We start from the raw sequence: 19,313 nt of genomic DNA, 5'->3' as shown, positions 1-19,313 counted from the left end.
GCGTCGCTCCACCAAGGCCGAACAGCGCGCCGAGTCCATGGAGCAGATCCTCGACGCCGCCGAGCTGCTGTTCTCCAAGAACGGCCTGCACGGCGTCACCCTGAAGGACGTCGCCAAGGCCGTCGGCGTGCACCACACGCTGCTCAACTACTATTTCGAGGACAAGAAGAAGCTGTTCGACGCGGTGTTCGCCCGCCGCGCCGGGGTGACCATCGAGCGCCGGATGAAGGCGCTGAACGACTATGACGCGGCCACCGGCGGCAAGCCGACCGTCGAGGGCGCCCTGCACGCCTTCCTCGACACCGACCTCGATCTCTACATCCAGGGCGGCGAGGGCTGGCGCAACTACGGGGCCCTGGGGGCGCTGGTCTCCAACACGCCCGAAGGCTCGATGCTGATGGACGAGCATTTCGACCGCGTCGTCCTGCGGCTGGTCGAGCTGCTCGAAAAGGCCATGCCCGACTGCAGCCGCGAGGACATCTTCTGGGGCTACCACTTCGTTACCGGCGCCCTGATGCTGACCCTGGCCCGCACCGGCCGGATCGACCGCCTGTCCGGCGGCCTCTGCAGCTCCGAGGACTTCGAGGCCATCAAGCTGCGCATCGCCACCTTCATGGCCGCCGGCTTCCACGCCATCTGCAAGTCGCGCCCGGCCCTCTGAATTTTACCCAGGCGGAATTATCAGGTCCGCGAGCGACCCTCGCGCCGCGGCCGCATGCCAGGGCCGTTCTAGGTGGATCCCGGTTGGTCCTCCGATAGGCGCCGGGGCGGTCCTCCAGACGGCTTCAGGTGGTCCTCAAGGTGGTCTTAGATGGTTGATTTTAAACGAGAATAATTTTCGCCCGTCGCCGATTTCCTGCTATACTCGCTTCAGAGGCCGCAAGAGCCTTCCGGGGTGGTTTGATGTTCGACCAGCATGTCCAGCGGCTGAAGACCGACGGCTACACCATCGTCGAGGACGCCATCGCGCCTGACCTCATCGCCGAACTGCTGGAAACCGTAGAGCGGCTCGAACGTGACCTCGGCGCCAAGCCGGCGATGAACCCCTTCGAGGGCGACAACACCGTCCGCATCTACAATCTGCTGGCGCTCGGCGAGGTGTTCGCCAAGGTGCCGGTCCATCCCGCCGTCCTGCCGCTGATCGACGCCGTGCTCGGCCCCGAGTGCCTGATCTCGTCCCTGGCCTCGATCGCAATCGACCCCGGCCAGATCGCCCAGCCGATCCATGCCGACGACCAGATCATCCCCATCCCCAAGCCGCACCCGGCCGTAGTCTGCAATTCGATGTGGGCCCTGACCGACTTCACCGACGAGAACGGCGCCACCCGCCTGGTCCCCGGCAGCCACCGGCTGGGCAATCCCGAGTACGGCGGCGACTACGAGACGATTCCCGCCGTCATGAAGGCCGGCTCGGTGCTGATCTGGGATGGCGCCCTGTGGCACGGCGGCGGGGCCAACCGCAGCCGTGGCCGCCGCACCGGCATCGCCATGAACTACTGCGCCGGCTACATCCGCCAGCAGGAGAACCAGCAGCTGGGCCTGCCGGTCGATCTTGTGAAGACCTTCGAGCCGCGCCTGCAGGAACTGGTCGGCTACGGCGTCTACCGCGGCCTGATCGGCCAGATCGAAAAGCAGAGCCCCGCCCAGCGGCTGCTGGACGGGGCTCCATACAAGGTCATGTGGGACCGCGAGGCGGATGCGGCGGCTAGAAAAGCTCGACCGTAACCCGCAGGCCGAGCACGATCGCCGGGTCAGCTCCGGACTCGCCGCCCGGATCGAGGATGATCTGCAGGTCGGGCTGCAGGGTCACCCGGTCGTGGATGCGGTCCGAATAGGTGATCTCGAAGCCGGTCTCGGCGTCCGAGGCGTCCAGGCCGCCGCCGGCCATGTTGGCCTGCATCTTTGAGGACAGATAACCTTGCTGGACCCCCACCGAGAAGGCGCTGTCGGGACGGTCCTTGACCACCCGCTCGACCAGCACCCCGGCCTGCCAGCCGCCCTTGAAGGGGCTGGTGTCGCCGTCGGAGACGCCGGCCCGGAAGAAGCCGGTGACCTGGGTCCCGTTCTCGTCGCCGGCCAGCACCCGCTCGCCGGTGACATAGAGGCCCTGGGCGGTGCGTTTGACCGGATCGCCGGCCAGGGTCACATCGCGGATGTCGTCCTGCTCGTCGGTGTAGCGCCAGACGCCGACCGACAGGCGGATGTTGCCCGTGATGCCGACCTCGGCGATGGCCAGAGCGCCGGAGTCGAACTCCGTATGGACGCCGCCGGGGTCGCCCGGCACGCCGGCGTGGGCGTTGAGCACGGCGCCTCGCACATAGCCGCCGTCCCACTCATGGTTCAGCCGCACGGCCAGGGCCGTGGAAGGGAAGATCGACGGACCATTGGGACCCGTCGCCGCCAGCTCCGAGCCGATGCCGAAGGAGGGATTGATCAGCAGGCCGGCGCTGTCGTTGGCGTAGAACTCGCTGTTGAGGTCGTACAGCCCGGCCAGCACCGTGGTCTTCTCGCCCAGCGGCGCCTGCAGCCACAGTTCATAGAGGCGGACGCCCTGACGGCCGACCTCGATGTTGTCGACGCCCTGCAGCGTGCCGGCGTTGTCGTTGGGGATGCCGCCCTGGTTGGACAGCACATAGCCGTGCAGGACGGCGCCGTCCCAGCCCATGGCCTTGCCCAGGTCGAGGTCGGCGATGATGTCGAGGTTGTCGAGCAACTCGCCCTTGCGCTGGATGCCGCCGGCCACCGGGCCGATGGCGTCCGCCGTATAGGCCGCCTCGACGCTCCAGGCGCCGGACTCTTCCTCTTGAGCAAAGGCAGGTGTCGAGGCGGCGAAGGCAGCCGCGGCGAAGATCAGGGCCGCGCGGTTCTGCGCGGACTTCAAAGAAAACATTCCGTCCTCCCGACGTGTTCGAGAGTCAGAATTGACGAGACTGTCTAAATCCCGGTTAATTTTGAGAATTTCCGTGAGAACTCAGGAACAGTCTGTGAGAACTCAAGCATAACGCAATACCGGTTTTGGGTCGGGCCGAAGAGTCTGGCCAAGCGAACGCACTCTATAAGAATATACTTCCCGGGTCGGAGAAAAGGCGCTGTGGGCGCGTCGTAGGGCTTTGTCCCGTCCATGGAGAGGGCGATTCTCAAAGTTAATCGTACGGCAAGGTTCTCTGGATACTTCATAAACCATCCCGGACCCGGGGGTGGGAGACTGCAATGAATTTCTCGTCGATCAACGGCAAGGTCATGGTGGCCGGCATCGCCGTTCTGGCGCTGGCGGGCGTGACCGCGGGCGCGGGCCTGTGGGCCGCGATCAACCTCAGCGGCAACCTCGACAACGCCACGCGGTCCTCTTCGGTCCTGCGCAACCACCTCTATTCGGACATGATGCACGACGCCTTGCGCGCCGATGTGCTGTCGGCCCTGCGCGCCGCCGATCCGACGACGGGCGTCAGCTTCGACGAGGTCAAGGCTGACGTGAAGGAACACACCACCGCCTTCCGCGAGGCCGTCGCCCGCAACAAGACCCTGGCCACCGACCCCGCCGCCAAGGCGGCCCTGGGGGCGCTCGAAGCTCCGCTGGCCAGCTACATCGCTTCGGCCGAGAGCACGGTCGCCGCCGCCGAGCAGAGCCTCGAGGCCGGCGCCGACGCCACCCCTGACTTCATGGCCCAGTTCCAGGTCCTTGAAGGCAAGATGGAGGAGGCCTCCGAGAAGATCGAAACCGCCGCCAGGGCCGAGGCCGAAAAGGCCACCGCCGAAGCGGGTCTGGCCCAGATCCTGATGCTGGTCATGCTGGGCTTCGGCGTCGTGTTCGCCGGCCTGCTGATCGTTGTGGCCCGCAAGGCCCTGGTGGGGCCGCTCAGCGACATCACCGTCGCCCTGACCCGCCTGTCGAAGGGCGACATGTCGGTCGAGCCGCCGCACTCGGGCCGCAAGGACGAGCTTGGCGCCATGGCCAAGGCCCTGTTCTCCTTCCGCCAGGCCGTCATCGACCGCCAGGCCGAGCTGGAAGCCGCCGACGAGCGCGAGAAGATCGAGGAAGAGCGCCGCGAGAACGAAAAGCGCCGCGCCGCCGCCGAACAGACCCAGAAGGACGTCGTCGAGTCCCTGGCCCAAGGGCTGTCCAGCCTGGCCGAGGGCGACCTGACCTTCCGCATCAACCAGCCCTTCACCGCCGACTACGAGCGCCTGCGCAGCGACTTCAACGCCGCCGTCGACCGCCTGCAGGCGACCATGCGCACCGTCCGCGAGTCGGCCGATGGCATCCATACGGGTACGGATGAAATCTCCCAGGCCTCCGACGACCTGTCGCGCCGCACCGAGCAGCAAGCCGCCAGCCTCGAGGAAACCGCCGCCGCCCTGGACGAGGTGACCGCCACCGTCCGCCGCGCCGCCGAGGGGGCCATCCAGGCCCGCCAGGCCGCCGAGTCCGCCACGGCCGAAGCCGAACAGAGCGGCGCCATTGTCCGCGACGCCACCGCCGCGATGAGCGCCATCGAGGAAAGCTCGCGCCAGATCGGCCAGATCATCGGCGTCATCGACGAGATCGCCTTCCAGACCAACCTGCTGGCCCTCAACGCCGGCGTCGAAGCGGCGCGGGCCGGCGAGTCCGGCCGCGGCTTCGCGGTCGTCGCCCAGGAAGTGCGGGCCCTGGCCGGCCGCTCGGCCGACGCGGCGCGCGAAATCAAGCAGCTGATCTCGGCCAGCGGCGAGCATGTCGGCCGCGGCGTCTCCCTGGTCGGCCAGACCGGCGAGACCCTGCTGCGCATCATCGACAAGGTCGGTGGCGTCAACGTCCTGGTCTCGGAGATCGCCGCCTCGGCCAACGAGCAATCCACGGCCCTGGCGGAGGTCAACACCGCCGTCAACCAGATGGACCAGGTGACCCAGCAGAACGCCGCCATGGTCGAGGAGACCACCGCCGCCAGCCACGCCCTGGCCCAGCAGGCCGAAGGTCTGGCCACCCTGATCGGCCGCTTCCAGGTCGGCGACCAGAGCCGCCGGGCAGCGCCTGCGGCCCACAGCGCGCCGGCCACGCCGGCCGCCCAGGCCCCGGTCCGCACCTACACCGCCATGAAGCCCACGGGCCGTGGCGGCGCGGCGCCCAAGGTCGACGAGTGGGAAGAGTTCTAGGCGTCTAGGCCCCGGCGACGGGGCCGTTGTAGGCGAAGCCGATGATGTCGCGGGCCAGCGCCTCGTCGTCCATCGTCGAGACCAGCACCTCGCCCAGCATCTCCAGCAGGGCCTCCATCCGGCCCTCCGGCAGGCGGTTCAGGGCGTCGCGGTTCCAGTCCCGGATTGCGGCGAAGCCCCGCTCATAGGCCGCCCGCCCGTCCGGCGTCAGGGCGACCAGCACCTGGCGGCGGTCGTGCGGCGGAGTAGAGCGCGTCACCATCCCCTGGTCTTCCATCTGGTCCAGGGTCCGGGTCAGGCTGGAGCGCTCCAGCGTCGTGTATTTCGCCAGTTCGTTCATCGTGCAGGGCTCCATCCGCTGCACGGCCAGCAGCGAGCGCCACACGCCCATCGGCAGGCCAATGGCCTTCAGCGCCTGTTCGATGCGCACCTCGCGGCGGCGATGCACCTGATAGATCAGGTAGAACAGCCGCTCCGGCGTTTCGGCCAGGAAGTCGCTGCCGGATCGCGGCGTCTCGCTCACGCCGGCTTCGCCATGTCGGGTTTGGGGGGGCTCTTCATGCGGCGGAAGGCCATCAGATCCTCAACCCAGTCGGGATCGTCCAGCACGTCGTCCAGCACCCGCCGGATCATGCCTTTCAGGACCGACAGCTCCTCGGGCCGGATCACCCGCGAGACCCGCCGGTTGAACGGCTCGACGGCGTCCAGGCCCTGCAGGAAACGGTCGCGGCCGGCGGAGGTCAGCACCAGATGCACCTGACGGCGGTCGGTGCGGTCGCGTTCGCGCTGGATGAGGTCGGCCTCGACCATCTTGTCGACGGTTCGGGTCAGGGTGGTGCGGTCGGCGGCGCAGAAGGCGGCGACATCGCCCATCGTCGCCCGCTCCAGCCGGTTCAGCGTCGACATCACCTGCCACTGCAGCAGGCTCAGACCCACCGGGGCCAGGACATCGCCCAGCGCCGACTCACGCTGGCGGACCAGATGATGCAGCAGGAAGAACAGCTGGCCAGGGGCCAGGCGTTCGTCCAGGGGGGCGTCCAGCGGGCCTTCATCCGCCGGTCCCAGGGGCTTCGGGCGCCCGCTCATGACTGTCTGGTCCTGGCCATAAGGGAGTGCATCAGGTTCCGACCTGAATGGCAATCATTTACAGCAGTCCGGGCTACGAATAATCGTCGCTGATGATTAACGGATGTTGCGATATTTGCATGACCGAAATTCGGTAACGCCGATATATGTAAATGCACATTTTCCTTGACTCACGCACATTCCACCGGTACCTCGATGCTCAAGTTTGCGTAGGGACGGGCCGATGACGCAGGGCTCCTCTCCGAACCAGCGTCAGAACCTCGGGGATACCGTCTTGCTGACCATCACGACCAATGACGACCTGCGCGCCCGTCTCGACGCCCTGGACATCGACGTCGGTTGCGCCCTGGCCTTTGGGCGCGCCACTCTGCAGGCCCTGGCTTCGATGTCAGCCGAGGCGCGCCACGCCATCGACCGCAGCCTCGCCGACGAAGCCGCCATCGTGCGGGTCGAGGAAGTGAACGCCAGCGCGGCCATCGCCGCCATTCTGACCGAGACCCGTCAGTCGATCGTCGCCCCGCCGAACGAGGTGGCCGACGCCGTGCGCGAAATCGAGCGCCTGCTCGTCGAGCAGGCGGCCAAGCTGCCGCGCGTTTCCGAACTGTCGGCGTTCAGCCGCAAAGCCTCAGCCTGCGGCTGAGGCTTCCCGCAGGCGGGTTGTCATGGCCTCGAGCGAGGCCAGAACGGCCGCTTCCTCGGCCCTTGAGGCCCCGTCCAGCAATCTGACCATCGAGGCGGCGTAGAGACGGGCCGCATCGACCCGCCAGCCCTCCTCGCCCATGCATTCGATGGCCCGGCCGAACAGCCCGCCGCAGCGGGCCAGGGCCTCGAGGCCGCAGGCTCCGGCGACGCCCAGCACGCCATTGGCCAGCCAGGCCAGTCGGTCCCGATCAGGGGCCGGGGCGGCGGCCAGGGCGGCGATCTCGCCGACCCAGCCCTTCAGGGACTCGCGCATGGGACTCTGCATGCGCTGGAGCTGGTCGTCGGCGCTCTTCAGCACCGTATCGACGCGCAGGCCGGTGTCCGTATTGACCGCGGCGGCCAGCGGGTTGTGGGCCTTGAACATGCGGACGGCGCTCACAGCACCACCCGCGAAGGCTTGATCAGCATATCGATCGCGTCCTGAGACATGTTGGGCTCCGAGGCCAGTCCGATTGCGGCGTTCAGGTCGCCCCTGCGGCGTCCCTTCATGCCCAGCGGCGGCCCAAAGGCTTTGAACCGCCTATCTGGACCCACATAGCTTTCCGCTTCGACAAACATCCGCGAATCGCGGCCCAGCCAGATGATCCGCTGCAGAAGGATCATCGGGGTCACGGGCTTGGCGACCACGAAGTTGGCGCCGCAGTCGCGGGCCATGGCCACTTCGTTGGCGTGGGTGGCGCCGGTGACCACGAGGACGGGAACGGTGCGGTTGTTTTCCGGTCCGGCGCGGCGCAGCCAGCGGATGAAGCCGAATCCGTCTTCCTTAGACATCGCCGCCTCGACCATCACCAGATCGAACTGGGCGCCATAGAGGGCGTCCTTGGCCGCCTCGACCCACTCGCACTTGTTCTGCTTGCGCAGGTCAAAGCCGTTCAGGACCCCGCCCAGCATGTCCAGATGCGCCCGGTTGTCGTCCAGCAGCAGGGCGCGGCTGCGGGAGAGGTCAACCTTGGTGCTCGATGACAGGGGAGGAAGGGTCGTCATCGGTCAGAACAGGTCGAAGTCGCCCGACTGCGGGTCCTCGAAGATCAGGGAGTCGCCACGGGCGGCGGCGGACAGACGGCCGGCGAGGTCGTGCAGCGTGACACCGCCCAGAAGGCCATTGAGGTCCAGGCCGATGTCGTCGGGGAGCTGGTCGATCAGTCCCCAGACGAACTGGGCCAGGGCCTGCAGGCTCTGGGTCATCAGGTCGAGCGCCTGCAGTTCCTGGACCATGGCCGGGTCCGGATCGGGGCCGTTGCAGACCTCCTGCAGGCGGAGTGCCTGGGCCTGCAGCCGGTCCAGCTCGTAGGCGACGCCGTCCAGCACGCAGCTCAGCCGATGGGGGGCGGCGGAGGCGTCGGGAACAGCGGCGACCTGAACGGCGGCTTGGCTCATCAAAACAGCTCCAGATCGCCGGAAGAGACAGCCGCCACGGGCGGGGCGACGGCCAGGGTGCGTTCGCGCACGAAGACCACGGGTTCGTTGTCGCTCAGCAGCTTCTGCTGGGCCTGGCCGGTGGTCGGCCAGTAGCGGATGCGGCGAGCCTTGTCCCCGCCGGTGTCGCCGCCGACCACGGCAATGCCTTCGGCCCCCAGGAAGCGGTGGGCGAAGGCGGCGTTGTCGGCCCCGATGTTCCGCAGCCGGTCGAACATGCTGGCCCCGCCGAACAGCTTGGCCTCCAGGCGCTCGCGGCGGGCGCCGGCGACCAGCAGGCTGTTGATCAGCCGTTCCATGGCGTTGACGCCATAGCGGCGGCCGGCGTCGCTGTCGGCGGCGGCGTCGCCTTCGGGCAGCAGGAAGTGGTTCATGCCGCCGACGCCGGCGACCGGATCGCGGATGCAGGCGGCGATGCAGGAGCCGAGGATGGTGGTGATCGCCACCCCGGCATCGGACGAGACCTGATGCTCACCCTGACCGATGTGCAGGGTGCGGCCACGCGCTTCGGCGACAGCTTGGGACAGGCTTGTCGTCATGCGGTCAGCGCGCCAAACACGGCTTCGATCTTCTCCTTCAGGACCTGAACGGTGAAGGGCTTGACCAGGTAGTTGTTGACCCCGAACTGCACGGCCCGCTGCACCAGATCGGTGTCGGCGCGGCCGGTCAGCATGATGAAGGCGGTCGTTCGGAAGGGCGGGTGTGCCCGCACGGCCCGCAGCAGGCCCAGGCCATCAAGCTTGGGCATGTTGTAGTCGCTGATGATCAGGTGGGCCGGCTTGGCGAGGAGCTCGCGCAGGGCGGCCTCGCCGTCGGCGGCCTCGCGGATATCCTTGAAGCCCAGCTGCTGCAGACCCGAGCGCACAAGCGAGCGGATGGTCATCTGATCATCGACGACGAGCACGGAGATGGCGGAAGAGGCGGGCATTTTGCTCTAACCTTCGGAGATCTGGCCGCAGGCCGCGAGAATGTGCGCGCCCATGCGGGAAATGGAGGATTGGCGCTCGACCGCGCCAAGTTCGAAGGCCGCCCTGGGCATGCCGTAGACAACACAGGTCGCCTCGTCCTGACCCAGCGTGCGCGCCCCCGCCTCGCGCATGCTGAGCAGACCTTTCGCGCCGTCGCGGCCCATCCCGGTGAGGATGGCCCCAACGGCCTTCTTGCCGACGGCCGTGGCCACCGAGCTGAACAGAACGTCCACGGACGGACAGTGTCCGCTGACCGGCTCGCCTTCCGTCAGGCGGCACCGCAGGACCCCGCCCGAGCGCACCACCGTCAGGTGGCGATCGCCGCCGGGCGCCAGGAAGACGCGGCCCGGCTCCAGCACCGCGCCGTCCTCGGCTTCGGTGACATGGGCGGCCGAGGCGCTGTCGAGGCGCTTGGCGAAGCTCTTGGTGAAGGTCCCGGGCATGTGCTGGGTGATCACCGTCGGCGGACCGTTGGCCGGCAGCGTCGGGATGACCGACAGCAGGGCCTCGACCCCGCCGGTCGAGGAGCCGATGGCCACGACCGAACCGTTGGGCTTGAAGCTCGACGCCGGCACGGCGGCCTGGACCGGGACCGCATCGCCCAGCGGGCGCAGGCGCGAGCGCGCGGCGGCCTTGACCTTGTCGGTCAGGGTCCCGAAGGCGTCTGCGGCGTTCATGCCGGGGCCGGGCTTGCCGACGCAGTCAACGGCGCCCAGAGCCAAGGCCTCGATGGTGATGTCGGCGCCGGCCTGGGTCAGGGTCGAGATCATGATCACCGGCGTCGGGCGCAGGCGCATGATCTTTTCCAGGAACTCGATGCCGCTCATGTTCGGCATCTCGACGTCCAGGGTGATGACGTCGGGGTTCAGCCGCTTGATGGCCTCGCGGGCCTCCAGCGGATCGCCGGCCTGGCCGATGACCTCGATCTCCGGATCGCGGCGCAGCACGGCGCAGATCAGGCTGCGCATGGTGGCGCTGTCGTCGACGACCAGGACGGAGACGCGGCTCATCGAGCGTTCCCCAGCCGGTAGGCGGTGAGGCCGTCACTGACCAGCCGGCCGCCGTCGCCGCTGACGCGCTCGGAGTGCCCGATGTAGAGCCGGGCGTCGGGGTTCATCACGTCGATGAACTTCTTCCAGACCTGCTCCTGGGTGGCGTCGTCGAAGTAGATGACCACGTTGCGGCAGAAGATGACGTCGAACTTGCCGCTCATCGGCCAGGGGCGGATGAGGTTCAGCTCGCGGAAGGCGATCAGGTCCTGGACCTCGTCCGACAGCCGCCACATGTCGGCGCCGGCGTCGGGGGCGCGCACCAGGTGCTTGCGGTCGCTGCTCGGCACCGACTCCAGCGCCTCGCGGCTGTAGACGCCGGCGCGGGCGGTGGCCACGACGTTGGGGTCGATGTCGGTGGCCAGGATCTTGACGTCATGGCGCGCCGCGTCGGGCAGGACATTGAGCAGCGTCAGGGCCATCGAATAGGGCTCGGGCCCGGTCGAACAGCCGGCCGACCACAGGCGCACCCGGCCTCCGCTGCGCGCCTTGGCCGCCAGGGCCGGCAACACCTTGTGGCGCAGGTCCTCGAAGTGGTGCGGCTCGCGGAAGAAGCGGGTGACGTTGGTGGTCAGGGCGGCCAGCATGCTCTGGCGCTCATCCAGCCCGTCCTTGCCCTGGATCAGGGCGCAGTACTCACGGAAGCTCGAGAGGCCCAGGATGCGCAGCCGCTTGGCCAGCCTGGAGTAGACCAGGGTGGCCTTGGTGTCGGGCAGGTAGATGCCCGCGTCACCATGCAGCACGGCGGCGATGGTGCGGAAATCCTCGCCCGTGAAGGCGAATTCCCGACCACCGCTTTGCGCGGAAGGAGCGTCCAGAGCAGCCATGGAGATCAGGCGGCCTCCGCCGTCGTCTGATCGAGGATCAGATCGAGGTCGAGCAGGCTGATCATCCGGCCTTCCAGGGCGATCAGGCCCCGGACGAAGTTCTGCATGGCGTCGCCCGCCAGGTCCGGCGTGCGCTGCACCTTGTGCTCGGCGGTCGAGAGGATGTCGCAGACTGCATCGACCAGCAGGCCGACGATGCGGCTCTTGATCTGGACCACGATGATCACGTGGCGGGCGCTTTCCTCGGCGACGCCGATGCCCAGCCGGTCGGCCAGATCGACGACGGGCAGGACCGCGCCGCGCAGGTTGATCACCCCGCGGACGAAGCGCTGGCTGTGGGGCACCGGCGTGGCCGGCGTCCAGCCGCGGATTTCGCGCACGGCCATGATGTCTACACAGAACTCCTGCTCGCCAATGCGGAAGGAAATCAGTTCACTGCCCTCACGGGCGCTGGCGGCGGCTTCGGTCATCGGGGTCATCCTGCGAGGGCCATCGGAGTGGGGGTTGGGACATCGGCCTTGGGGCTGCCGCGGCGATGCGTGGCGACCAGGCCGTCGATGTCGAGGATCAGGGCGACACGGCCGTCGCCCAGAATGGTGGCGGCGGCGACGCCGTCCGTGGACTGGTAATTGGTCTCGAGGCTCTTGATCACGACCTGCCGCTGGCCCTGGATGAAATCGACCATCAGGGCCACGCGGCCGACCTCGCTCTCGACCAGCAGGGCGACGCCCTCGCAGGGATCGAGCGGCGAAACGCCGAAGCCGAGCGCGGCGCCGGTGTCGATCAGCGGCACATACTCGTCGCGGATCTGCAGCACCCGCTGGGTCGGGCCCAGCTTGCGGACCTCGCCGGGGCGAGGGCGCAGGCTTTCGATGATGGCGGTCAGGGGCGCGACCAGGGTCTGCTCGCCTACCGTCACCACCATGCCGTCCAGCACCGCCAGGGTCAGCGGCAGGCTGAGGCTGAAGCGCGAGCCCTGGCCGGGGATCGAGGTGATCGAGATGCGGCCGCCGAGGGCCTGGACCGAGCGCTTGACCACATCCATGCCGACGCCGCGGCCGGAGATGTCGGAGACGGCGGCGGCGGTCGAGAAGCCCGGGGCGAAGATCAGGTTGTCGATCTCCTCGTCCGACAGCTGGGCGTCGGCGGCGATCAGGCCGTTCTCGATCGCCTTGGCTTTCACCCGGGCGCGGTCGACGCCCTTGCCGTCGTCGGCGACCTCGATGACGATCCGGCCCGAGCGGTGCGCGGCGGTCAGGCGCACGACGCCCTCGCTGGACTTGCCGTTGGCTTCACGCTCGGCCGGCGTTTCCAGCCCATGGTCGATGGCGTTGCGGATCATGTGGGTGATCGGGTCGCTGAGGCGCTCGACCACGGTCTTGTCGACCTCGGTGCCTTCGCCCTCGGTGACCAGGCGGACGCGCTTGCCGGTGGCTTCGGCGACTTCGCGGACCAGGCGCGGCATGCGCTGGAACACCGACTTCACCGGCTGGGCGCGGATGGCCATGACGCTGTCCTGGATGCCGCGGGTCAGCAGCTCCAGTTCGGTCAGGGCCAGGTTGACGTCGGCGGCCTTGCCGGCCCCGGATTCCATCACCCGCTGGGCCAGCATGGCCTGGTTGATGACCATCTCGCCGACCAGGTTGATCAGCCGGTCGACGCGATCAAGGTCAACGCGGATGGTTTGCGGAATGACCGCCTGTGGGGCGCCCGTGGCGGCGGCCTCGGGTTTTGGGGCAGCGTCAGCCACCGCCACGGGGCTTGCCGGCGGGGAGTGGGGCTCTGCCACCGGCGCCTCCTGAACCTGCGCCAGCAAACTCCCGAGCAGGTCCTGGGAAGAGGTGTCTTCCTCGATCGGCGGCTGGATCAGCGCCGAGATGTCGAATTGCGGGTCTTGCGGTTCATCGGCCATGGCCACGTCACCCCATGAGGGCGTCTCGAAGGACGGCGCCTCGGTTCCTTCGCGGACGATGTTGAGATCGCAGTCCTCATCCACGAAGGCGAAGGCTTCGCGGATGTCGTCTTCGGCCACCGCGCCGGGCAGGCGGATGGTCCAGGCCAGGTAGGTCTGGCGCGGCTCCATCTCGTCGAGCCCCGGCAGGTCCCTGTCGTCAAGGGCGACGATGGCCTGACCCATCTCCGCCGTGCAGAGGCCGGTCAGTTCACGCAGCACCAGGGCGGCGTCGTTGGCCTTGGCGTAGAGGGCGTTGTGCGGGCGGAAGTTGACGACCCATTCGGCCTCACCGGCCGGAGCCGCGTCGTCCAGCGACAGCGGGAAGGGCTGCGGCTCGAAGGCGATCGGCGCGAAGTCAGCCGGGCCGTCCAGGGAAATGGTCAGCGGCTTGAAGCTAAGGCCTTCGATCTCGGCCGGTTCCGGCTCGAATTCCCCGCCGCCGCCACCGACGGTCAGGGCCATCAGGGCGGCCCCGATCTGCTCGGAGCGGGCCTCGTCGGCCACCGTGCCGCCCCGGGCGGCCGTGACGTGGTCGGCCAGCATGTCGGCGGCCCGCAGCAGGGCGGCGACGATGGTCTCGGAAGACTCGACCTTCCCTGAGCGGATCTGGTCCAGCAGGGTCTCAAACACGTGGCTGAAGCGCACCAGCGGGTCGAGGCCGAAGGCGCCGGCGCCGCCCTTGACCGAGTGCACGGCCCGGAACACCGAGTTGATGGTCTCGGAGTCGGCCGCGCCTTGCTCCATGGCGAGCAGGCCTTCTTCCAGCTGCGCCAGCAGCTCATCGCATTCGATGAAGAAGGTGGCCCGGATGGCCTCCATCGGATCTTCAGCCATGGGGTCAGGCCACGCGCTTGATGGCGTCGACCAGCTTGACCGGGTCAAACGGCTTGACGATCCAGCCGGTCGCGCCGGCGGCCCGGGCGCGGGCCTTCTTTTCCGGCTCGCTCTCGGTGGTCAGCACCAGGATCGGCTTGGACTGGGCCCTGTGGCCGGCCCGCACCGCCTCGATGAAGCCGAAGCCATCCATCCGGGGCATGTTGATGTCGGTGACGATGACGTCGGGCGTTTCCTGCTCGAGGGCTTCGAGGCCGGCGACGCCGTCCTCGGCCATCACCACCCGATAGCCGGCGGCGCGCAGGGTATGACCCAGCATTTCACGAATGGTGCGGGAGTCGTCGACGGCGAGAATGGTCAGGCTCACGAGGCGATATCCTCTTGGATCCAGTCGGTCGCGCCGAGGACGGCGAGACCGGCGGTGAAGGCAGGCGAAGGTTGGGTGAAAATCAGGTTCTGGCCGTCCTCGGCCCAGGTCTTGCGGGCGGCCGCCAGCACCTGGAAGCAGGGCCCGCCGAGGCGTTCAACCTCACCGGCGTCCAGCGTCAGGGCGCCGCCCCGGTGGCTGAGCAGGCTGTCGCGCAGGGGGCCGGCGTGGTCGGCGGTCAATCGGGCGTCGAGTTTGACGGTGGTCATGCTTAGAACTCCTCCCAGCCGTCTTCGGCGGGGGCGAGGGCAGGGGCCGGCTTGCGCACGGTGGCGCCGCCGAGCGAGTAGTTGCGGAGGTCGGGGCGAGCCCCGAAGTGATTGTCGGCGCGCGCGGGCGGCGCGGCGATCACGGTCGGCGCCGGGCGGCGGTCACGCGGGGCGGCCAGGGCAGAGGTGAGGTGCGAAGGGGCGAGGTGCGCAGGGGCGACGTGCGCGGACGCGCTGGCGGCCAGCCGGAACCCGGCGACCAGCCCGCTCAGGCCATCGGCTTCCCGGACCAGGCTATGGGTGGCCGCCGTTGCCTGCTCGACCATGGCGGCGTTCTGCTGGGTCACCTGGTCCATCTGGTTGACGGCCACGTTGACCTCGCCAAGGCCCGTGCTCTGCTCCTGGGCGGACGCGGCGATCTCGGCGACCAGGCCGTCGATCCGCGCGACCTGTCCGACCATCTTCTGCAGGGCCTGGCCGGTCTTGCCGACCAGCTCGACGCCCTGCCCGACCTGGACGCCGCTGGCCGAGATAAGCGTCTTGATTTCCTTGGCGGCGCCGGCGGAGCGCTGGGCCAGGGCCCGCACTTCCGACGCCACGACGGCGAAGCCGCGACCGGCGTCGCCGGCCCGGGCCGCTTCGACGCCGGCGTTGAGGGCCAGCAGGTTGGTCTGGAAGGCGATCTCGTCGATCACCCCGATGATCTGGCCGATCTGGCGCGAGCTTTCCTCGATGGCGCTCATTGCAGCGGTGGCCTTTTCGACCATCTCGCCGGTGGCGACGGAATCGGCGCGGGCGACGGTGACCACTTCGCTGGCCTCACGGGCGCCCGAGGCCGTGCGTTTGACCGTGGCCGTGATCTGTTCGAGGGCCGCGGCGGTCTCTTCCAGGCTGGCGGCCTGCTGTTCGGTGCGGCGCGACAGGTCGTCGGAAGCGACGCTGATCTCGTCGGCGCCCGAATGGATGCCCCGGGCGCCGCTCGCGACCGCCGCCAGGGCCTGGCCCAACCGGGCGACCGCATCGTTGAAGTCACGCCGCAGGGGCTCGTAGGCGCCGGTGAAAGCCGCATCGATGCGGCAGGTCAGGTCACCGTTGGCGAGGCTGGAAAGCGCCTGGCCCAGGCCCGCGATCATGCGGGTCTGTTCGTCCTCGGCCGCCTGGGTCATCGCTTCGTGGCGGCGCCGCTCTTCTTCAGCCGCCTGGGCGTCGCGGGCGGCGTCCGCCGCGGCCGCGTCGCGGGCCTGACCGGCCTGGCGCAAGGCCTCGATCTGGCGCGCCAGCTCGCCCAGCGCGTCAGTGCGGCCCAGGTGCGGCACCGGCGACTGCACGTCGCCGGCGACCAGCGCCTGCGTTCGGTTGGCCAGGGCGGCGATCTTGCCGCCGGACCCCAGCGAGGAAATTGCGAAACTCATCCGTTGAAGCGCCCCAGAGGACAAACGTCCACGGAATCACGTTTCTCGGATGTGAGAAAACATTTGGTTAAGCTTGAGCGCTCTGACCCAAATCCGGATACTCAATCGGTCTGGATCGGGTCTCGAAGACCTGTCAGGCCTGCCGATCGCCGGCCATGACCAGCAGGGCGCGGCAAGGTGTCGCCCCCTCCCTGAGCAGGGCGTATCCGGCCCGGGCGTCGAAGTAGACCCCGTCGCCGGCCCGCAGCTTCAGCGGGGCGTAGATTTCCGAATGGACGGCCAGGGCCCCGTCCAGCACCATCACATAGGCCTCGCCCTCATCGCGGTGGAAGCCGCCGTGGGCTTCGAGGTCGCCCGCCGTCACCTCGATGACCACCGGGGTAAAGGCCTTGCTGATCAGTTCACCGCCGGCGATGCGGCCGGACCCGAAGGGCAGGGTGATGGGATCGCCCTCGCCGGCCCGCGCCACCGCCCGCCGCCCGACCGCACCCGGGTTCTGCGGCGGGCCGGCCGTGGTTTCGCCATCGGCCTCGGCGCCGATCAGGCGCTCCATGTCGATCTCGAGGCCGCGGCAGATGCGCAGCAGGTTCTCATAAGACAGGGAGGTCTGGCCCAGTTCGACCTTCGACAGGGTCGATAGCGGCACGCTGGCCTTCTTTCCGAGTTGGGCCAAGGTCCAGCCCCGCGCCAGCCGAAGCTTGCGGATCGCCAGACCAGCCTTTGCGGAAAGACGTGAACTCATACGGGTAGTCGCCCTGCCCCCTGGGTGACCAAATTCGTCGAACGCGAATCGGTGATTGTGTCTGCTGTTCCCTATTATGGGATATGGAGGTCTATATTCGCAACTGTGTGAGGATAGTGACCAGCGCCTTGAACGGCCGCGCCGGAAGGTCGTTCAATGAAAGAGCCATTTCCGCAGCGCCTGCATGTCGGATTTCGACAGAATTGGTGGACTTCAAAAGTTGTATCGCCTTATGGGGCGCTAAATAGTCGTGTCGATGCACTCATTTTAGGCTCGGCCAATAGTCGCCGTGGCGGGCAAGCGACGCACATCTACGGGCCGCTCAGACCGCAAGGCCAGGATCGCCCTCGAGGATCTCCTGCCTCAGCTGAGGATGTTCACCCGGCTTCCACAGCGAAACGCGGTGAGCCACGCGATAGCGCATCGGGCCGCCATCATCCGTCTCGCTGCGTTCGAGCGGCACAGGGATGCAGACGAACTCGGCCTCCAGCTCCTGGGCCGAGGCCCGCACGGTCGTGTAGCCGTGACCGGCGTAGTCGACGAACTTCAGATGCGGCGCCAGTTCGGGATTGCGCGCCGCCCGCGCCTTGGCCGCATCGCCGGTCTCCTTGAGCAGGAAGGCGGACTTGATCCCGTGCATGATCGTCATGCCGAAGCTGCACTCCATCGAACCGTCCGGTCCGTCATGGATGTAGAGCGGCCGCAGGGGCCGGTCCCTGGGCATGGTCAGGGCGTTGACCTCGCCCATCGTCTGGGCCGAGATCGAGCCGGTGATGAACTCGACGCCGACTGGATCGAAGGTACGCGGCGGCAGGGTCTTGCTGGGATAGCCGGCCCAGAAGGCGTGCCGGTCGCCGGCCACGACGGTGAAGCCGGTAATCCCCTCGGCCTTGATCATGTCGAAGATTTCGCCGTGCTCGACGGTGTAGCCGCCGGCGGTCACGCCATATCCCGCGCCCTTGGGCCAGCGGTCGGCCAGCGCGGCCGGCAGGTTCGCGGGGTCGGTCCGTCCGGTCAGGGTGCCGAACGAATGGCCCCAGATCTTCCACGGGGCCTTGGCGGCGCGCAGCCGGTCCTTGAACCAGGCCATCTGCTCGATCCCGAGATAGGCTTCCGGCGGGGCGGTCACATGCGGATTGTCGATCTCGATGTCGCCGACCTTGATCCTGGCGGGCGGGTTGCCGCCGTTGTAGGCGCTGGCCGCGTCGAGCACGGCGTGCAGCGCCTCGGGCATGGCGTTGAACTTGATCTCGGGCAGCCCGCTGTAGTCGCCGCCCGGCGACATCAGCGACCGGTTGTCGGTCAGGATCATGTCGATGTTCTTGCCGTACCGGAATGACCGCTGGATCTGCAGCGCCTTGATCGCCGCCAGATTGTTCGGCTCCCGCGCCAGGCCCCGCGCGTCCAGTTCCTCGACCGGCTTGTTCTCCACGGCCGGGGCCTCGAAGACGTCGCCGCTTCCCGGCTTGCGGACCCGGGCCGGCTGATACTCGTACCAGGCCTGGCTGGCCGCGACTTTCAGCGTCTGGGCCGGACGGATCTTGCCATCGACGATCTGCTGGCTCTGGAAGGAGCGCCAGTTGAACTCGTGGTTGTCCCACACCGGAACGAAGGGCCACCGGGCCCGGGCGTCCTGCAGGTCCGGGTCCGACAGATAGCCGCGATAGGCCGTGCGGTAGTCGTCCAGATCGGTCGGAATGTGGAAGGTGGTGACCTTCTCCCCGTGCGGGTAACGCACCACGTCGCGCAGCCGCCGGCCCCGCTCCATGCCGCCCGGCCGCTCGTCGCGATACCAGACCAGCTCGTAGATGAAGTCACCCAGATGCAGCACGAAGCCCAGCTGTTCGGCGCGCGGCCGGCGGGCGTCCTCATACATCATCCGGCGATAGGCGTTCATGGCGCCCTGGGTAACGTCCTGACAGCTGACGAAGGCGAACCGGGTCGGCCGGTCATCATCGTCGGCCGGCGCGGTCAGGGTGCGGCCGACCCGGCTGGTGTTCCCGGCCTCGTCGATAAAGCGATACCAGTACTCTCGCGCCGGCTTGAGGCCCGCCGCCAGGAAGCGGCAGGTCCAGTCGGTGGCCGGGGTGACCGCCACCTTGCCGCGCGCCACCACCCTGGCGAACTTCGCATCGCTGGCCACCTCGACGCTGAGCCGGTGCGAGGCGGCGTCCTTGTCCGGCGCCCGCCGGGTCCACAGGATCACGCTGTCGCTGCGCGGATCGCCCGAGGCCACACCCTGCGGATAGAGGTCACGGCGCTCGGCGCGGGCCGCCGGCCTGGCCTGGGCGGCGGTCCCGCCGAAGGCCAGCGCCGCGCCGAGGGCGGCGGCCTGGACGGCAAAGGCCCGCCGCGACAGTGCAAACTTGTCCATGGTCCAACCCTCCCGAAAGACCGGCAGGTTCACGGACGACTTTCGCCTCGGGGCGGCAAGTTAAGTTTCGTTCAGAAGGGCGCGGCCCGGCTGGCGGAGAGAGCGGGATTCGAACCCGCGGTAGAGTTTCCCCTACACACGCTTTCCAAGCGTGCGCCTTAAACCACTCGGCCACCTCTCCAC

General features: G+C 68.3%; 20 protein-coding genes, 1 tRNA gene and 1 pseudogene. 4 read left to right on the top strand and 18 right to left on the bottom strand.

All coding sequences use genetic code 11. The features are described 5' to 3' along the window. Nucleotides 1-37: 37 nt before the first annotated feature. Both AC2YG9_RS09700 and AC2YG9_RS09695 read left to right on the top strand, forming a co-directional pair. The gene (locus tag AC2YG9_RS09700) at nucleotides 38-661 is read left to right on the top strand and encodes a TetR/AcrR family transcriptional regulator (protein WP_487297989.1); all 624 of its coding nucleotides are present in this window, start codon (nucleotides 38-40) and stop codon (nucleotides 659-661) included. 242 nt (nucleotides 662-903) lie between these two features. Beyond that, the gene (locus AC2YG9_RS09695) at nucleotides 904-1,725 is read left to right on the top strand and encodes a phytanoyl-CoA dioxygenase family protein (protein ID WP_487297756.1); all 822 of its coding nucleotides are present in this window, start codon (nucleotides 904-906) and stop codon (nucleotides 1,723-1,725) included. On the opposite strand, the gene AC2YG9_RS09690 is transcribed toward AC2YG9_RS09695, so the two are convergent. Next, nucleotides 1,706-2,890 carry a carbohydrate porin gene (locus AC2YG9_RS09690; RefSeq protein WP_487297755.1) on the bottom strand — a complete coding sequence of 395 codons (1,185 nt, stop codon included), beginning with the start codon at nucleotides 2,888-2,890 and terminating at the stop codon, nucleotides 1,706-1,708. The genes AC2YG9_RS09695 and AC2YG9_RS09690 overlap by 20 nt on opposite strands. Before the next feature lie 320 nt (nucleotides 2,891-3,210). Between AC2YG9_RS09690 and AC2YG9_RS09685 the strand changes: the two genes are divergently transcribed. Further along, complete coding sequence (locus tag AC2YG9_RS09685; protein WP_487297754.1) at nucleotides 3,211-5,130, top strand: methyl-accepting chemotaxis protein; 1,920 nt, start codon at nucleotides 3,211-3,213, stop codon at nucleotides 5,128-5,130. Nucleotides 5,131-5,134: 4 nt separating this feature from the next. Here the strand turns inward: AC2YG9_RS09685 and AC2YG9_RS09680 are convergent, their stop codons facing one another. Further along, nucleotides 5,135-5,653, bottom strand: a complete 519-nt coding sequence (locus AC2YG9_RS09680) for a MarR family winged helix-turn-helix transcriptional regulator (RefSeq protein ID WP_487297753.1) — start codon at nucleotides 5,651-5,653, stop codon at nucleotides 5,135-5,137. Then, nucleotides 5,650-6,216 (bottom strand): MarR family winged helix-turn-helix transcriptional regulator, encoded by a 567-nt coding sequence (locus AC2YG9_RS09675; protein WP_487297752.1) that lies wholly within the window; start codon nucleotides 6,214-6,216, stop codon nucleotides 5,650-5,652. The genes AC2YG9_RS09680 and AC2YG9_RS09675 overlap by 4 nt, the downstream gene beginning before the upstream one ends. 274 nt (nucleotides 6,217-6,490) lie before the next feature. Here AC2YG9_RS09675 and AC2YG9_RS09670 point away from each other — a divergent pair, with 274 nt between their 5' ends. Continuing rightward, nucleotides 6,491-6,856 (top strand): hypothetical protein, encoded by a 366-nt coding sequence (locus AC2YG9_RS09670; protein ID WP_487297751.1) that lies wholly within the window; start codon nucleotides 6,491-6,493, stop codon nucleotides 6,854-6,856. On the opposite strand, the gene AC2YG9_RS09665 is transcribed toward AC2YG9_RS09670, so the two are convergent. The 15 genes and pseudogenes from AC2YG9_RS09665 to AC2YG9_RS09595 all read right to left on the bottom strand — a co-directional run bounded on the left by AC2YG9_RS09665 (nucleotide 6,842) and on the right by AC2YG9_RS09595 (nucleotide 19,311). Further along, the gene (locus AC2YG9_RS09665) at nucleotides 6,842-7,297 is read right to left on the bottom strand and encodes a hypothetical protein (RefSeq protein WP_487297750.1); all 456 of its coding nucleotides are present in this window, start codon (nucleotides 7,295-7,297) and stop codon (nucleotides 6,842-6,844) included. The two genes, AC2YG9_RS09670 and AC2YG9_RS09665, sit on opposite strands and share 15 nt — an antisense overlap. Next, nucleotides 7,294-7,902 carry a response regulator gene (locus AC2YG9_RS09660; RefSeq protein ID WP_487297749.1) on the bottom strand — a complete coding sequence of 203 codons (609 nt, stop codon included), beginning with the start codon at nucleotides 7,900-7,902 and terminating at the stop codon, nucleotides 7,294-7,296. The genes AC2YG9_RS09665 and AC2YG9_RS09660 overlap by 4 nt, the downstream gene beginning before the upstream one ends. Nucleotides 7,903-7,905: 3 nt before the next feature. Then, nucleotides 7,906-8,295, bottom strand: a complete 390-nt coding sequence (locus AC2YG9_RS09655; RefSeq protein ID WP_487297748.1) for a hypothetical protein — start codon at nucleotides 8,293-8,295, stop codon at nucleotides 7,906-7,908. Then, entirely contained in the window at nucleotides 8,295-8,873 is a 579-nt protein-coding gene (locus tag AC2YG9_RS09650) for a chemotaxis protein CheD (protein WP_487297747.1), read from the bottom strand. The genes AC2YG9_RS09655 and AC2YG9_RS09650 overlap by 1 nt, the downstream gene beginning before the upstream one ends. Next, nucleotides 8,870-9,262 (bottom strand): response regulator, encoded by a 393-nt coding sequence (locus AC2YG9_RS09645; RefSeq protein ID WP_487297746.1) that lies wholly within the window; start codon nucleotides 9,260-9,262, stop codon nucleotides 8,870-8,872. The genes AC2YG9_RS09650 and AC2YG9_RS09645 overlap by 4 nt, the downstream gene beginning before the upstream one ends. Nucleotides 9,263-9,268: 6 nt before the next feature. Then, nucleotides 9,269-10,312: a protein-glutamate methylesterase/protein-glutamine glutaminase gene (locus AC2YG9_RS09640; protein WP_487297745.1), complete on the bottom strand. Its 1,044-nt coding sequence runs from the start codon at nucleotides 10,310-10,312 to the stop codon at nucleotides 9,269-9,271. Continuing rightward, nucleotides 10,309-11,178, bottom strand: coding sequence for a CheR family methyltransferase (locus AC2YG9_RS09635; RefSeq protein WP_487297744.1), 870 nt, complete (start codon nucleotides 11,176-11,178; stop codon nucleotides 10,309-10,311). The genes AC2YG9_RS09640 and AC2YG9_RS09635 overlap by 4 nt, the downstream gene beginning before the upstream one ends. A gap of 5 nt (nucleotides 11,179-11,183) precedes the next feature. Then, a complete protein-coding gene (locus AC2YG9_RS09630; RefSeq protein ID WP_487297743.1) occupies nucleotides 11,184-11,648 on the bottom strand; it encodes a chemotaxis protein CheW in 465 nt (154 codons plus the stop codon). A gap of 5 nt (nucleotides 11,649-11,653) precedes the next feature. Then, the gene (locus tag AC2YG9_RS09625; RefSeq protein ID WP_487297742.1) at nucleotides 11,654-13,966 is read right to left on the bottom strand and encodes a chemotaxis protein CheA; all 2,313 of its coding nucleotides are present in this window, start codon (nucleotides 13,964-13,966) and stop codon (nucleotides 11,654-11,656) included. Nucleotides 13,967-13,970: 4 nt separating this feature from the next. Then, complete coding sequence (locus AC2YG9_RS09620) at nucleotides 13,971-14,333, bottom strand: response regulator (protein ID WP_487297741.1); 363 nt, start codon at nucleotides 14,331-14,333, stop codon at nucleotides 13,971-13,973. Beyond that, a complete protein-coding gene (locus AC2YG9_RS09615) occupies nucleotides 14,330-14,602 on the bottom strand; it encodes an STAS domain-containing protein (protein WP_487297740.1) in 273 nt (90 codons plus the stop codon). Before AC2YG9_RS09615 ends, AC2YG9_RS09620 begins: the two co-directional genes overlap by 4 nt. A 2-nt stretch (nucleotides 14,603-14,604) precedes the next feature. Further along, nucleotides 14,605-15,558 (bottom strand): annotated as a pseudogene (locus AC2YG9_RS09610) (methyl-accepting chemotaxis protein); the annotation flags it as partial. 589 nt (nucleotides 15,559-16,147) lie between these two features. Further along, the gene (locus AC2YG9_RS09605) at nucleotides 16,148-16,756 is read right to left on the bottom strand and encodes a helix-turn-helix domain-containing protein (protein WP_487297739.1); all 609 of its coding nucleotides are present in this window, start codon (nucleotides 16,754-16,756) and stop codon (nucleotides 16,148-16,150) included. Nucleotides 16,757-17,078: 322 nt separating this feature from the next. Continuing rightward, the gene (locus AC2YG9_RS09600) at nucleotides 17,079-19,130 is read right to left on the bottom strand and encodes an alkaline phosphatase D family protein (protein ID WP_487297738.1); all 2,052 of its coding nucleotides are present in this window, start codon (nucleotides 19,128-19,130) and stop codon (nucleotides 17,079-17,081) included. Between the two features lie 91 nt (nucleotides 19,131-19,221). Continuing rightward, nucleotides 19,222-19,311 (bottom strand) — tRNA-Ser (locus AC2YG9_RS09595). Nucleotides 19,312-19,313: the final 2 nt, after the last annotated feature.

Source organism: Caulobacter sp. SRI_014, from assembly GCF_057586315.1.
Note: the sequence above shows the minus strand (reverse complement) of the source record. Positions and strands in the feature narration are given on the sequence as shown.